This window comes from Vitreimonas sp. (genome assembly GCF_035627415.1).
In the GTDB taxonomy this organism is placed as follows: domain Bacteria; phylum Pseudomonadota; class Alphaproteobacteria; order Caulobacterales; family Aquidulcibacteraceae; genus Vitreimonas.
Genome location: NZ_DASPLU010000026.1, coordinates 94,619 through 108,435 on the forward strand (window position 1 = coordinate 94,619; position 13,817 = coordinate 108,435).

Annotated in this window: 13 protein-coding genes and 1 tRNA gene; 7 read left to right on the forward strand and 7 right to left on the reverse strand. The window is 68.3% G+C overall.

Annotated elements, in window-relative coordinates:
- Position 1: 1 nt before the first annotated feature.
- Positions 2 to 1,192: an MFS transporter gene (locus VEA80_RS14370; RefSeq protein WP_325061449.1), complete on the reverse strand. Its 1,191-nt coding sequence runs from the start codon at positions 1,190 to 1,192 to the stop codon at positions 2 to 4.
- Positions 1,193 to 1,234: 42 nt separating this feature from the next.
- Here VEA80_RS14370 and VEA80_RS14375 point away from each other — a divergent pair, with 42 nt between their 5' ends.
- Both VEA80_RS14375 and VEA80_RS14380 read left to right on the forward strand, forming a co-directional pair.
- Positions 1,235 to 1,963 carry an ATP-binding cassette domain-containing protein gene (locus tag VEA80_RS14375; protein WP_325061450.1) on the forward strand — a complete coding sequence of 243 codons (729 nt, stop codon included), beginning with the start codon at positions 1,235 to 1,237 and terminating at the stop codon, positions 1,961 to 1,963.
- Positions 1,960 to 3,345, forward strand: a complete 1,386-nt coding sequence (locus VEA80_RS14380; protein ID WP_325061451.1) for a hypothetical protein — start codon at positions 1,960 to 1,962, stop codon at positions 3,343 to 3,345. Before VEA80_RS14375 ends, VEA80_RS14380 begins: the two co-directional genes overlap by 4 nt.
- On the opposite strand, the gene VEA80_RS14385 is transcribed toward VEA80_RS14380, so the two are convergent.
- The gene (locus VEA80_RS14385; RefSeq protein ID WP_325061452.1) at positions 3,346 to 4,401 is read right to left on the reverse strand and encodes an RsiV family protein; all 1,056 of its coding nucleotides are present in this window, start codon (positions 4,399 to 4,401) and stop codon (positions 3,346 to 3,348) included. It lies immediately after the preceding gene.
- A 135-nt stretch (positions 4,402 to 4,536) separates the two neighbouring features.
- Here VEA80_RS14385 and VEA80_RS14390 point away from each other — a divergent pair, with 135 nt between their 5' ends.
- Positions 4,537 to 5,979, forward strand: a complete 1,443-nt coding sequence (locus VEA80_RS14390) for a protein adenylyltransferase SelO family protein (protein ID WP_325061453.1) — start codon at positions 4,537 to 4,539, stop codon at positions 5,977 to 5,979.
- A 106-nt stretch (positions 5,980 to 6,085) separates the two neighbouring features.
- Positions 6,086 to 6,162: transfer RNA gene (locus tag VEA80_RS14395), tRNA-Arg, on the forward strand.
- 17 nt (positions 6,163 to 6,179) lie between these two features.
- Here VEA80_RS14395 and VEA80_RS14400 read toward each other — a convergent pair.
- From VEA80_RS14400 to VEA80_RS14410, 3 genes are read right to left on the reverse strand one after another with little or no spacing between them, the layout of a single operon-like run.
- Positions 6,180 to 6,362, reverse strand: coding sequence for a hypothetical protein (locus tag VEA80_RS14400; protein ID WP_325061454.1), 183 nt, complete (start codon positions 6,360 to 6,362; stop codon positions 6,180 to 6,182).
- Between the two features lie 14 nt (positions 6,363 to 6,376).
- Positions 6,377 to 7,828 (reverse strand): TonB family protein, encoded by a 1,452-nt coding sequence (locus VEA80_RS14405; RefSeq protein WP_325061455.1) that lies wholly within the window; start codon positions 7,826 to 7,828, stop codon positions 6,377 to 6,379.
- A 51-nt stretch (positions 7,829 to 7,879) separates the two neighbouring features.
- Entirely contained in the window at positions 7,880 to 8,443 is a 564-nt protein-coding gene (locus tag VEA80_RS14410; RefSeq protein ID WP_325061456.1) for a DNA-3-methyladenine glycosylase I, read from the reverse strand.
- A 75-nt stretch (positions 8,444 to 8,518) separates the two neighbouring features.
- On the opposite strand from VEA80_RS14410, the gene VEA80_RS14415 reads away from it, so the two are divergent.
- The 3 genes from VEA80_RS14415 (at position 8,519) to VEA80_RS14425 (ending at position 12,063) form a co-directional block, all read left to right on the forward strand.
- A complete protein-coding gene (locus tag VEA80_RS14415; RefSeq protein ID WP_325061457.1) occupies positions 8,519 to 9,301 on the forward strand; it encodes a cytochrome c oxidase assembly protein in 783 nt (260 codons plus the stop codon).
- 63 nt (positions 9,302 to 9,364) lie between these two features.
- Positions 9,365 to 11,161 (forward strand): gamma-glutamyltransferase family protein, encoded by a 1,797-nt coding sequence (locus VEA80_RS14420; protein WP_325061458.1) that lies wholly within the window; start codon positions 9,365 to 9,367, stop codon positions 11,159 to 11,161.
- A gap of 89 nt (positions 11,162 to 11,250) precedes the next feature.
- Entirely contained in the window at positions 11,251 to 12,063 is an 813-nt protein-coding gene (locus VEA80_RS14425; RefSeq protein ID WP_325061459.1) for a thermonuclease family protein, read from the forward strand.
- A gap of 22 nt (positions 12,064 to 12,085) precedes the next feature.
- On the opposite strand, the gene VEA80_RS14430 is transcribed toward VEA80_RS14425, so the two are convergent.
- Both VEA80_RS14430 and VEA80_RS14435 read right to left on the reverse strand, forming a co-directional pair.
- Positions 12,086 to 12,970, reverse strand: a complete 885-nt coding sequence (locus VEA80_RS14430; protein WP_325061460.1) for an RNA polymerase factor sigma-32 — start codon at positions 12,968 to 12,970, stop codon at positions 12,086 to 12,088.
- A gap of 180 nt (positions 12,971 to 13,150) precedes the next feature.
- On the reverse strand, positions 13,151 to 13,675 hold the full coding sequence (locus VEA80_RS14435) for a CarD family transcriptional regulator (protein ID WP_325061461.1): 525 nt from the start codon (positions 13,673 to 13,675) through the stop codon (positions 13,151 to 13,153).
- Positions 13,676 to 13,817 lie beyond the last annotated feature (142 nt).

The following is a 13,817-nucleotide window of genomic DNA, read 5'->3' on the forward strand; positions in this document are numbered from 1 at the left end:
CTTAGGGCAGCGGAGTTGCTTCGCGCGCGGGCTCACCCAAGGCTACAAACAGCGCCGCGAGGATCAGCAACGCCGCAGCCGCGAAGGGTGCGCCTGAACCGAGCGTATCGAACAAGGCGCCCGCGCCGAGCGGGCCGGCAACGCGGCCGAGCGCGGACGCCGATTGCGAGAGGCCCATCACGGCGCCGCGTTCCTTCTCCGCCGCTTGAGCGGCGATCAGCGAATTGAGCGCGGGCGTCGCGAGGCCGATGCCGATGGTGAGCGCCGTCAGCGAAGCCGCCATTGTCGCGACTTCGTGGCTGACGGCGAGGCCGCCGAAACCCGCGGCGAACAACGCAAGTCCGATCAATAAGGTGAGGCGCTCGCCGAACGCGCGCGCCGCCGCGCCCGCGCCGCCGCCCTGCAGAACGACCGCGCCGGCGCCGAGCGCAGCCAGCGTCCAGCCAACTTCGCGCGGGCCCCATCGCAACTCGACGCCGGCCCAGAGTCCGAACGTCGTTTCCATCAACGCCTGCGCAGCGATGACGAGGAACATCACCGCGATGAATCGCGTGAGCGCCGGCCGCGTCATCAGCATGCCGATGCGGCGCGGGCGCTCGCCGCCCTTCTGTGTGCGCGATTCCGGCGCGAGCGTTTCGCGGAAAAGCAGAAGCGCCGCCAGAGTCGCCAGCGCCGCGAGCGCGGCCGAGGCGTAGCAGACCAGTGCGAATCCCCCGCGGTCTGCGGTTTCGCCGATCAGCAGCGCCCCAAGCGCAGGTCCGGCGATAAAGCCGAAACCCACAGCCGCGCCGAGCAGGCCCATGTTGCGGGCGCGTGTCTTGGCGTCGGCGAGATCGGCCGCGGCGGCGAACGCTGCGCCGACATTGCCGGCCATCAGCCCGCCGAACAGACGCGCGGCGCCGAGTTCGAACACGCTGTTCGCGTTGGCGATCCACAGATACGAGATCACGCCGCCGATGAGTCCGGTGATCAGGATCGGCTTCCTGCCGACGCGGTCGCTCAAGCGGCCCCAGAACGGCGAGGCGATCAGCTGGCCAAACGAATATGCGCCCATGGCGATGGTGGTGGTCGTCGCCGTCGCATCGAGTTCGAGCGCAAGGAACGGAAAGATCGGCAGGAACACGCCAAAGCCCGTCATGCCGATCAGCACGACGCCAACGAGCGCGGCGAGCGAAGCGGAACGTGGCGTCATGTCGCCCTGGTTAGCCCATCGACCCAATAAGGGAAGCGCGACATGGTCTCCGCGTGCGCATCCGATGCGGGGGCCGCGGGCATCCCTTACCAGGAATTGGAGGCGGGCGTGGTGAAGTCAGGCGGCGACGTGTCTCTCGAGCTGCGAGGGATTAGCAAGAACTATGGCCGCAAGAGCGTGCTAGCTGAGGTCTCGCACACGTTTACGCCGGGGCTCACGCTGCTTACTGGGCCGAGCGGCGCCGGCAAATCGACTTTGTTGCGCATGATCGCGACGGTGGAGAAACCCACTCGCGGCGACATTCTCTGGAACGGGGCGCGCCTGCCGGCTGCGCGCGGCAAGCTTCGCACTACGCTCGGCTATGCGCCGCAGGCGGTCGATTTGCCGGAAGATCTGACGGCGCGTGAGTTCGCCATGCACATGGCCGCGCTCAAAGGACTTTCACTGAGGGCCGCAGACAAGCAGTTCGGCGCAATTACCGACGCAATAGGACTGCACGCCGACATCAACAACCGCATCGCAAGCTTCTCTGGCGGCATGCGCCGGCGCCTGATCTTCGCGCAGGCCCTGCTCGGGGCGCGGCGCGTGTTGGCGCTGGACGAGCCGACGGCGGAACTTGACGCGGAAACCGCGCGCAAGCTCGGCGCGCTGCTTCTCGAGCGCGCGCGCGATGCGATCGTAGTGATGACGACGCACTTGGCCGATGAGCTGGCGCCGAGCGCCATCGCCGTGCTCCGCGTCGAAGCCGGCATGGTGGCGCACTCCTCATGACCACCGTCATGCGCTCTTCGCTGGCGACGTCGCTGGCGCGCTACCGGCGCAGCTGGGGTCTTTGGCTCCTGCTGCTCATCGCTCCGATCGGCGCACGCTACATGCTGCCGATCGACGGGACCGGCGTCATCATCGCCATTGGCAATCAGCTCCCCGAAATGACGTCGCCCTTCCTCGGCGTCTCGCTCGGCATCGTCGTCTCCACCTTGATGCTGCCGATCGCTTGGCTCTACCTGCGCTCGAACACGACGCGCCGGCAACCTTGGCAGATCGAGGAGATCACTCCGGCTTCGCGCGTCGCCATCGCGTTAGGCCGCTTCGGCGCGGATGTGCTGGTGCTGCTGGCGATGCTGGCGGCTTTGACGGTGGCGGGATGGTTTCTGGGCTGGCTGCTTGTGCCGCCGCGGCCATTCAATCTGGCCGAAATCGCCTTTGCGCTTTGGCTGGTCGCTGCCCCAGCCCTGATGGGGCTGGCGGCATTGCGCGTCCTATTCGACGCGCGGCCGCTATTGCGCAGCGGCTTCGGCGACTTTCTCTATTTCGTACTGTGGATCGCCAGTATCGCCGTGCCGGCCGCGACTCAAGGACAGTCGCCCAGCTTCGCGACCAATATGGTGGACTTCGCGGGCTTCGTGACACCGCTGCAGTATGGCGCGCCGGGAGAGCCTGGCGACTTCGCCATCGGCGGCGCGGACGTTGAGCCGGGCCATGTGCAACTCGATGTGATGGCGGGACTGTTATCGCCGGGCTACATCGCGTCGCGTTGGGCGTGGGCGGCAATCGCGGTCGCCATCGCGGCGCTGGCGGGATTGATCTATCGCCCTCACCTCACGCGCCGGCGCCGCGGCAAGCCGGGACGCTTGACGACGTGGCTCGCCGCAGGCCCGCCGCCGCGAGCGATCGCCGATGCGCCGCCCGCCCGCCGCGCCAGCTTGGCTTGGCTCAACCTCGTCGGCGCCGAGTTCAAGCTGATCGGCTCAGGGCGCGCGTTCTGGCTACTTGCCGCGAGCATCGCGGTCGCCAGCGCGCTGGTGGATTTCCGTCACATGGCTAGCCCCGCAGCATTGCTGCTGCTTGCCTTCGCGCTCAGCGCACACGCCGGACGCAGCGAAGCGCGCGGCCTGCTTAGGCTGACGAAGACGGCGCCGTTCGCGCCGATGGCGCGGCGCGCTGCTTTCGTCGCTGCTGGCGCGGGGTGGACGACATTGTTGGCGTTGCCGGCGCTCGTGCGGGCCCCGGCGCTGGACACGCTCGGCCTCGCAGTCGGGACGGGCGCAGCGGCGGCGTTGATCGCGAGCGCGTTAGCCAGCGTCAGCGGCTCTGCCTTCGCGCCGCGCCTCGTGTTGCTGGTGCTGTGGTACGGCTACTTCTCGGCGCCGTGATCAAGCGCTCGGGCGAATTGGCGCGGGCGCGGCGGGATTGAGATAGGCGCGCAGGTCCGCCCACGGGATCGACACTTCCGTGCCGCCCATAACGTAAGGCGCACCGAACGAATACGGCGGGAACAGCAGCGTGAGCCCTTCTTCTGTGATCAGCCACAGATGCGGCTTGGTCACGCTTTCACGCACGTCACGTTCGGGCGGGGTGAAGCCATCTTCGCGGAATTGGCGGGCGATCTCGGACACGGCGCGCTGCGTGAGGAAGTTCTCCCAGCCCGAACCTTCGCGGAAAACATCGCCTGCGACGAGCGCGCGGCCCTCCTCCATCAGCACGGTGACGGCCTTAGACGTGTTGTTGCCGTGCGCCGCGCCGAGCGTGTCGGACGCCATGTCGAAGCGCACCGAGATGAGTTCGGGGCCGGCGAAGGCGATGCGATAGTCGACCGTTTCGTTGGTCGCTTCCTCGAGCCGGAATTGCGGCTGCTGGGCGACGAGATCGTTGAAGCGCTGGATCGCCGGAGTCTGGCGCCCGTCGATGCGGGGGAAGCGGATCTCGCGCACGATCGCGTTCGGCGCCTCCTCGCCGAGGCCGCTCGACGCGGCCATCGCTGCGCTCACGGGCGCGGCGTCGACCAGCTCCATGCGCTGGAAAGTGTAGCCGCCAACCTCCTGCACCGCTTGGCGCACTTCTTGGGCGCGGGCGCGGAAACGGTCTTCGAGGCAGCTTTGCTGTTCGGCATTCGGCTCGGCGTCGGGACCGCCGAGGCCGCAGATGACCCGCGCGGCTTCGCGCCAGCGGTTCTGGTTCTGCACCAGCAACGCGGCGCCCGCGTCCGAGATGGCGGAGGACTCGGCCACCAGCGCCTCGTGCGCGGCGCTCTCGAGTCGCGCGAGCGCCTGGTTCTCGCAGAGTGCGTCGCCGCCATTGGCGCACACGTCAAGCGCCACGGCGATGTTCTCCGCCGAGCTCTGTTCAGTCTTGGCGCCGTCGCCGCCGCGGCCGCATGCGACAAGGGCGAGAAGGGCGAAGGATGCGCTGGCTAGCCAGACTCCGCGCATCGACATCTGTTCACGTACCTCCGCGTCGTCCCCAGCACGCTCTTGGGGTTCATTGCCACATTCGCCGGAGCGCGTCACGGTCCGTCGCGTGACAAGCGCCCTAACCGTTCGCCCTCGCTAAACTAGTTAGATCACATGCCTGTTTCGGCCAGTTATCGACCCGATCCGTTGTTCGAGAAACTCGGGCCGGAATTCGCCGATCCCGTGGCGCCGGCGCGTTTTCCCGAACACATTTTGCGGAGGCGAAATCAGGCCTGGGCCGAGCGCTTGGGACTGGGCGAGCTGAGCGCCGAGGAGTGGACGGCGCACTTCGCACGCTTCGAGCCGCTGCCGGACAATATGCGCCAGCCGCTGGCGATGCGTTATCACGGCCATCAGTTCCGCTCGTACAATCCCGAGATCGGCGACGGGCGCGGTTTTCTCCATGCGCAGCTGCGCGACGACGCCGGCCGGCTGCTCGACTTCGGCACCAAGGGCTCGGGGCAGACGCCGTATTCGCGCTTCGGCGATGGGCGGCTGACGCTCAAGGGCGGCGTGCGCGAGATTCTGGCCGCCGAGATGTTGGAGGCGCTCAGCGTCAACACCTCGAAGGCGTTCTCGCTCTACGAGACCGGAGAGCAGCTCGTGCGCGGCGACGAGCCCTCGCCGACGCGCTCTTCCGTTCTGGTGCGGCTCTCGCACAGCCACATCCGGTTCGGCACGTTCCAGCGCCTCGCCTTCTTCGAGCGGCCGGATCTCGCGCATCAGCTGATCGAGCATGTCTGCGCCGCGTATTACCCACAGCACCTCGGTCTCGCCGGCGAGGCGCGGGCGGCGGCGATGTACGGCGAGATCGTCGAAGCGAGCGCGCGGCTGGCGGCGAGCTGGATGGGCGCCGGATTCGTCCACGGCGTGTTGAACACCGACAATCTGAACGTCACCGGCGAAAGCTTCGACTATGGTCCGTGGCGTTTCCTGCCGACCAGCGATCCGAGCTTCACGGCGGCCTATTTCGACGAGACGGGACTCTATGCTTTCGGCCGCCAGCCGGAGGCGGTGTCTTGGGCGCTGTCGCAACTGGGCGGGGCGCTGACCTTGGCCTGTGCGCCGGCCTTGCTGGAAGCAGAGCTGGCGCGGTTCGCGCCCGCCTCTCAGCGGGGCCTGCGGGGCTACTTGTTCGGCAGGCTCAAACTGACCGAAGGCGATCTCGGCGCGGACATCTCGTTCCTCTCCGACATGTTCAGCTGGCTGACCGAGAGCCAAGCGGGCTGGGATCAGTTCTTCCACGATTGGCATTGCGGCGCCGCCAGTGCGGAGCGCGCGCGGCAAAGCCCGCAGGCGGCGCTCTATGCGGCGGACGCGTTCGCGCCGGTGCGCGCGGGGTTCGAAGCGCGCACCCGCGGCAATGCGGCGGCGTTGCTGGCGCATCCCTATTACCAGCAGCCCCAGCCGGTCAGCATGGTGATCGAAGAGGTCGAGCGGGTCTGGGCCGCCATCGCCGAGCGCGACGACTGGGGCCCGTTCGAAGCCAAGCTGCGCGACATCGCCACACTCAAAGCCGCGCTCAGCGGCTGTCACGCATCTGTCGCCGAAGGATAATACCAGGGTCGGCAATCTCAACGCGACCGGCCACGCGGCGGCGGCGGCCGGATCGGTGACTGAGCGGTTGCGGGAGCCGGCGCAAGTCCTTAGCTGTTGCGCCCGAGGCCCCGTAGCTCAGCTGGATAGAGCAGGTCCGTCCTAAGGACACGGTCGGGAGTTCGAATCTCTCCGGGGTCGCCACGCGCACGCGGGTTCACTCATTGAAACAGAGCCAGGATCTCGCGCCGCTTCAGGAAGAGCGCGATGAGCAGGGCCGTCAGACCCAGCGGAGCGGCGGCGGCTGTCGCGCGATCGTACCAGGGCCGCACTCGTTCGGCCAATTTGCGGCGCGCTGCCGCGGAGACCGCCGCCTGATCGATCTCGGGTCCGAGGCGCTTCATTGGCGGGTCACCGTTTACTCCACCTGGAACAGCATTGGCATGCTGACGTGTGCGCCGACGGTGGGACGCCCGTCGGGGAATTGGCGGGCGGCGCGGAATTGACGGGCGATGCGCAGCGCGGCTTGGCCGAAGCCGGCGCCCGGCGGGTCTTCGGAGGCGACGGCGCAGTTGAGCCGCAGATTGCTGCGCACGGTGCAGTCGAGCGTGACGCGGCCTTCTATGCCGGCGCTCAGGGCGCGGCGCGGATAATGGCGGGCGAAGTCGCTTCCGCTCGGGCGCTGCGTGAACGGCACTTCGGAGAGCGACACCGTCGGGCCTTGCGGCTGCTGGCCCTGTAGCGCGCCGAGCACGTCGAAATGAACGACGAGTTGGGTTTCGTATGCCGCGCCCGGATTAGGCGGATAGCGCGCGCTCAACGCGACGCGCATCGCCTCGGCGGCGACGGCGGCGTTCTCGACGTCGCTTTCGATCACCTGCGCGCTTTCGACGAGGCCTTCGGGCGACACGCGCACGTGCAAGGTGACGACGACGTTGCGGCGGAGCGCAAGGATTTCAGGCGTGAGGATGGGACTCGCGATCGCGAGCGGCGCGATCTCGCGGCCGGCGCGGCCCGGCGGAAAGATCACGCGATAGCGCGCGGGATAGGGCGCGGTGCGGCCGCGCCAATCGGTGGGCCAGAGCGCGCCGCGCACGAGGCGCACCGCTTCGGCGCCATAGCCGATGTCCTCCGCGCTTTCCCGGACGACGCGGATGTCGGAGGCTCTGCCGTCGGCGCCGACGGTGAACTCGAGATCGGCGTAGCCGGAGAGGATCGTCATCGACATGGCCGGACCGAGCACGGGACGGGCGATCCGCTCCGGGCGCACATGCAGGCGGTCAAGTTCGGAGAGGCCGGGCCATTCCTCGTCTTCGACGGCGGCGGTGGTCGGCGTTTCGACCGGGATCAGCGGCTCGCCTGGGCGGCGGTTGGTGTAGAGCGTGACGGCGATGACGATCAGCACGAGGGCGACCGCCGCGATCGCAATCAGGATGGTGCGCCGATCGAAGCCGCGCTGCGGCGGCGGCGGGGGCGGCGGCTCGGACTCGTAGGCCGGCTCGTACGGAGGCTCGCTCGGCGGCGGTGTTCCGAAGTCGGCGGCCTCCGCTTCGACATACGGCTCAGGCTCGCCAACCGGTTCAGCCGCGTACGGCGAGTCGCTTGGCGGCAACGCTCCGAAGTCCGCGCTCGCGGGCTCTCCATACGGCTCCGGTGCGTGAACCGGTTCAGCTTCGCGCGGAGGCTCGCTCGGCGGCGACGCGCCGAAGTCCGCCGTGTCGGTTTCGACATGGGATTCAGGCTCGTGAACCGGCTCGGGCGCGCGCGGCGGCTCCGCTTCCGCAGGTTCTGACTCGACGTGCGGTTCAGGCTCGTTCGGCGCCGGCGGTTCGGGTTCATCCGGCGGCGGCGTAGGCGGGATATTCGTCACCGATCGGCTCGCGGCGTGTGGAGTGCGTCACCCATGCGGCACTCGCCTACACTAGACTTGCGCGCGCCGGAAGCAATGAGCGCTGTGGTCGTTGACGACGCCGACAGCCTGCATCCAGGCATAGACGATGGTAGGGCCCACGAACTTGAAGCCGCGCTGTTTCAGGTCCTTCGAGATCTGCGCCGAGAGCGGCGTCGAGGCTGGAACCGACTTGCCGTCGCCCTTGATCGGCTGGCCGCCGGTGAACGACCAGCAATAGGCGGCGAAGTCCTCGCCGCGCTCGGCCATGTCGCAATAGAGGCGGGCGCCGGCGATGGTCGCCTCGATTTTGGCGCGGGCGCGGATGATGCCCGGATCGGCCATCAGACGCGCGATGTCCTTCTCGCCGAAGCGCGCGACCTTGGCCGGCTCGAAACCCCTGAAGGCCGTGCGCATGTGCTCGCGCTTGCGCAGCACGGTGATCCACGCGAGCCCGGCCTGGAAGCCTTCGAGCATCAGCATTTCCCAGAGCATGCGCGGATCGCGCTGGGGCGCGCCCCATTCTTCGTCGTGGTAGGCGACGTAGAGCGGATCGTCGCCGCACCAGGCGCAGCGTTTCAGGTCGGCTTTTGCCATGGCGCAAGGATTAGCGCGCTTGCCGGAACAGGCGCAAATCGGGCGGCGTTGGTTTCGTTCGAGCGAGGGATCGGCGTGACCTTTCTGAGCGGCTCTTATTGCGGTTCGCCGCCGGCGCCGGCGGAGCTTTGGGCGCGGTGGACGCTCGATCCAGGCTTGCTCGTCGCGCTGGCGATCGCGGCGCTGTGCTACTGTGCGGCCGCGCCTCGCGCCGGCCTGGGGCGGACGCAACGCTGGTGCTTCGCCGCCGGCTTCGCCGCCCTCACGCTGGCGTTGATCTCGCCGCTCTGCGCGCTTTCGGTGTCGCTGTTCTCGGCCCGCGTCGGCCAGCACATGGTGCTGACGCTCCTCGCGGCGCCGTTGCTCGTTCTGGGCGGCGCCGCACGGCTGCTCCCGAGCCAATTGCTGCGGCGGCTCGCGCCGTTGGGCGAGCCGATCGCCGCCGCGCTCGTCTTCGCGGCGCTGATCTGGTTCTGGCACATGCCGGCGCCCTACGCGGCGACGTTCGAGAACAGGCTCGTCTACTGGATCATGCATGTGAGCCTGCTCGCGAGCGCGCTCGCGCTTTGGAGCGCCTTGCTGCGCACCGACCGCCGTGGCGCCGCGGGCGCGGTCGCAGCTGGGCTAATCTCGACCGTGCAGATGTCGCTGCTCGGCGCTTGGCTGACGCTCGCCGGCGCGCCGGCGTTCGCGCCGCACGTGCTGACGACGGCGGTCTGGGGTCTCGATCCGCTCGCCGACCAGCAGCTCGGCGGGCTCATCATGTGGGGGCCGGGCTGCATGGCGTTCCTCATTGGCCTTGTCCCGCCGGCGCTTTCGCTGTTGCGAGAGGAAGCGCCCGCTGCCGCCGCGCGCTGACCGCGCGCTTGCTTGCTTTGCGCTAATCCGGTTCAGTGCCGCCCTCGTCTCGGAGGGGAAGCGATGAAGATTTGGGCGCGCGCAATGCTAGGCGCACTCGTCGCAACAGCGATCACAGCGAGCGCGAGCGCACAGGACGCGCCGGCGCGCGATCCGAATTTCGGCCGCGGCGAGCGTGTGTCGGGGCAAAGCTTCGCGACGCGTTCCCCGGTGATCGCCCCGCACGGCGCGGCCGCCACGGCCCATCCGCTGGCGACGCAGACGGCGATCGACGTGCTGCGCAACGGCGGCAGCGCCATCGACGCGGCGATCGCTGCGAATGCGATGCTCGGCCTTGTGGAGCCGACCGGCAACGGCATCGGCGGCGACATCTTCGTCATCGTCTGGGATCCGGAGACGCAGCGGCTCTACGGCTACAACGGCTCAGGGCGTTCGCCGTGCGGGCTTTCGTTCGCGGAGATGCGGCGTGAAGCGCGCCGCCGCGGCGACGCCGAGCACATCCCGAGCTTCGGCGCAGCTCCGGTGACCGTGCCGGGCACGGTCGACGGCTGGTTCGCGCTGCACGAACGCTTCGGCCGCACGCCGATGGCCGACCTCTTGGCGCCGACAATCCGCTACGCCCGCGAAGGCGCGCCGATCCCGCAGACGATCGCGATGTATTGGGCGAGCAATCGGCGGCGCTTGGAGCGTGAATTCGCGGAAGGCCGGCTGCAGGAATACGACAACGCGCGCGGGACCTATTTCTGCCAGGACGATTGCGAGCCGATGCGGCAATTGCCGGACGGTCACGGCCTCTTCCGCAATCCCGATCTCGCCAACACGCTTGAGCTGCTCGCGCGCGACGGTCGCGATGCGTATTATCGCGGACCGATCGCGCGGACCATCGACGGCTATATGCGCCGCATCGGCGGCTGGCTGCGCTACGAAGACCTTGCGGCGCACCGCGGCGAATGGGTTGATCCGGTGTGCGTGCCCTATCGCGGCGTCGAAGTGTGCGAGATTCCGCCCAACAGCCAGGGCGTCGCGGCGCTGCAGACGCTGCGCATTCTCGAAGGCTTCGACCTGCGCGCCATGGGCTTTCTCTCGGCGGATTCGCTGCACACGCAGATCGAAGCCACGCGTCTCGCCTTCGCCGACCGGGCGCAATTCTACGGCGATCCCGCCTTCACCCGCTTCGACGTGCGCAGGCTGCTGACGGATGACTACACCGCGCAGCGGCGCGCCATGATCCGCAACGACCGCGCCATGGCGCCACCGCCGCACGCGGAGCTCAGAATCGATGGCGACACCACCTATCTCACCACCGCCGACTCGAGCGGCATGATGGTGTCGCTGATTCAGTCGAACTATCGCGGCATGGGTTCGGGCCTCGTGCCCGACGGTCTCGGCTTCATGCTGCAGGACCGCGGCGAATTATTCTCGCTCGAACGCGGCCATCCCAACCAGTACATGCCGAACCGCCGCCCGTTTCAGACCATCATCCCCGCCTTCGCGCTGCGCAACGGCCAGCCTTGGCTCGCGTTCGGGGTGATGGGCGGCGATATGCAGCCGCAAGGGCACGTGCAGATCATCGTCAACTTGGTCGACTACGACATGGACCTGCAGGCCGCCGGCGACGCCGCGCGCTATCGCTTCTATGGCGGCGCCGAACCGACCGGCGATGAACCCGACGGCGTCGGCTTCGTCGCGATGGAAAACGGCGTGCCGCCGGAGGTGCGCGCTGAATTGGAGCGGCGGGGCCATCGCATCCGCCCCGCCGATGGTTCGTTCGGCGGCTACCAAGCGATCATGCGTAATCCGAACGGCGTCTATGAAGCGGCGACGGAAATGCGAAAGGACGGCAGCGCGGGCGGGTACTGATGCTCAGCTGGGGGCAAACGTCGTCATTCCGGAGGCGCGAAGCGCGATCCGGAATCGCGCCGCGGCCGGCGCGTCGCCTGCTCCTGGGTTTGGGGTTCTTCGCGCTCGCGCTTCTCGCCGCCTGCGGCCCGCAGATCGGCGAACTCGAACGCGGCGAAGAAAGCCGCGTGGCGCGCGCTTACAACGGCGACACGCTCGAACTCGAGTCGGGCTTGCGGGTGTTCTTGGCGGAAGTGGACGCGCCGCAGGGCGAGGCCGACTACGCCGCGCAAGCGCAAGGCGAGCTGGAAGCGCTGGCGCTGCATCGCGAGGTGCTGCTTGCGTATGGCGGCGCGAAACGGTGGGTCGGGCGCCCGCGCGAAGGCGAGGAGGCGCCGCGCGAAGCCGCCATCGCGCACGTGTTCGTGCGCAGCGAAGGCGGGCGCTGGTTCTGGCTGCAGCACGAGCTGGTGTCGCGCGGCGCGGCGTACGTGCGACCGCGCCGCGACAATCATGCGCGCACGGACGAGCTGCTGGAGATCGAAGCGCTGGCGCGCGAAGCGGAGCGCGGCCTGTGGGCCGAGCGCGCCTATCGCGCGGCGAGCCCGCGCAGCGCCGCGCGGACGGCGCTGGAAGCGGACGCGACTTGCCTGCGCGGCGACGCGCCCTACCGGATCGTCGAGGGCCGCATCGCTGATGCGCGCGTGTTCGAGACGCGCGCGTCGCTGGCGATGGACGGCGCACCGGCAGAGACGCCGTTTGCGCTGGTCGTGTTCGGCGAGAACTTCTCAGCCTGGGAGGGGCCGCCGCTTGCTTCGCTCACCGGCTCCAACGTGCGGGCGCGCGGGCCGCTCGGGGTCTATCGCGGCGAGCCGCAGCTTTGTTTGGAGCATGCGAGCCAATTGGAAGTGCTGGCGGAGTAGAGCCGGGGCCTCGTAGGCGGCGCTAGCCGACGTAGCCGGCCTCCACCGGATCACCCACGCGCGCGATCAAGGCGCGGCGGAGCTTCTCCAGGGCGTTGCCCTCGATCTGGCGCACGCGCTCCTTCGAGATGCCGAGCCGTTCGCCCAGCGCTTCGAGCGTCACCGCTTCGTCTTCGAGCTTGCGCTCCTGGATGATCAGGCGTTCGCGTGCGGAGAGTTCGCGCAGCGCCTGATGCACGAGGCTGACGCGCGCGGCGCCGTCATGCGCCTGCATCACCATCAGTTCGGGGCTGTCGCTTTCGTCGGCGAGGAGATCCTGCCATTCGCCGTCGCCCTCTTCCGTCAGCGGCGCATTGAGCGAGCGGTCGGGCGCGGAGAGACGCGCGGCCATAGCCTCGACCTCGCGCTCCGGCACGCGCAGCGCCAGCGCCACGCGCGAGGAGGCTTCCGCGCTCATCACCGCGTCGCCGACATCGCCGATCTTGGCCCGGAGGCGCCGCAGATTGAAGAAGAGCGCCTTCTGCGCCGAAGTCGTGCCGGTGCGCACGATCGACCAGTTGCGCAGCACGAAATCCTGCATCGCCGAACGAATCCACCAGGACGCATAGGTGGAGAAACGCACTTCACGCTCCGGCTCGAACCGCGCGGCGGCTTGCATCAAACCGACATTGCCCTCCTGCACCAGATCGCTCATCGGCAGGCCGTAATGGCGAAAGCGCGAAGCCATCGCGACAACGAGGCGGAGATAGGCCGTGATCAGCTTATGCAGCGCCCGCTCGTCGCCTTCGTCGCGCCAGCGGCGGGCGAGTTCGCGTTCGTGCATGGCGTCGAGCAACGGGGCGCGCATCGCGGTGCGCAGATAGCTCTGAGCCCCACGGCGCAGTTCTGAGGTCTCGGTGAGCGCCATACCCTACCTACGTTCGGAGTCACAAAGCGTGCATGCGCCAGCTCATCCCTCTGGCGCCTTGCAGATCACGAACGCTCGAAGCGGCTGTTGGGCGCCGTAGGAACTAAAAGAAAAAGGCGCGCGCATAGCAAAAGAGCCGGACCTTACGGTCCGGCTCTCCGTGTGCGTTCGCTGGCGCCGTCAGGCGGCCGCGGCTTGCTTCTTCGAGGCGAGCGAAGCCGTCACCTTCTGCACCGCGTCATCGCGGCTGACCTTTTCCACCGCCGCGAGTTCGCGGGCCATGCGGTCGAGCGCGCTCTCATAGAGCTGGCGTTCGGAATAGGACTGCTCCGGCTGGTCCGAGGCGCGGTGCAGGTCGCGCACGACTTCGGCGATCGACACCAGATCGCCCGAGTTGATCTTGGCTTCGTATTCCTGGGCGCGGCGGGACCACATGGTGCGCTTGATGCGGGCGCGGCCTTGCAGCGTCTTCATCGCCTGGTCGACCACTTCGCTGGAGGCCAGCGGACGCATGCCGCAGGATTTCGCCTTCGCGGTCGGCACCCGCAGGGTCATCTTGTCCTGTTCGAACGAGATCACGAACACGTCGAGGCTGATGCCAGCCACCGACTGCTGCTCTACCCCCATGACCCGGCCCACGCCGTGCGCCGGATAGACGATGTGGTCGCCCGGGCGGAAAGCAGTCGAGGGGTTGGCAGTTTGCATTCGTGACTCCGTTTGTCCCAACGTACGCGGTCAAATCTTACCGTCACGTCATGCCAAGCCGCGCACGCCAAGGCGGACGGCTTCATTCCCGCCCGAGATGTGCCTGCGCGGTTACGGTAGCGTGATGATGTGATCCGACTGC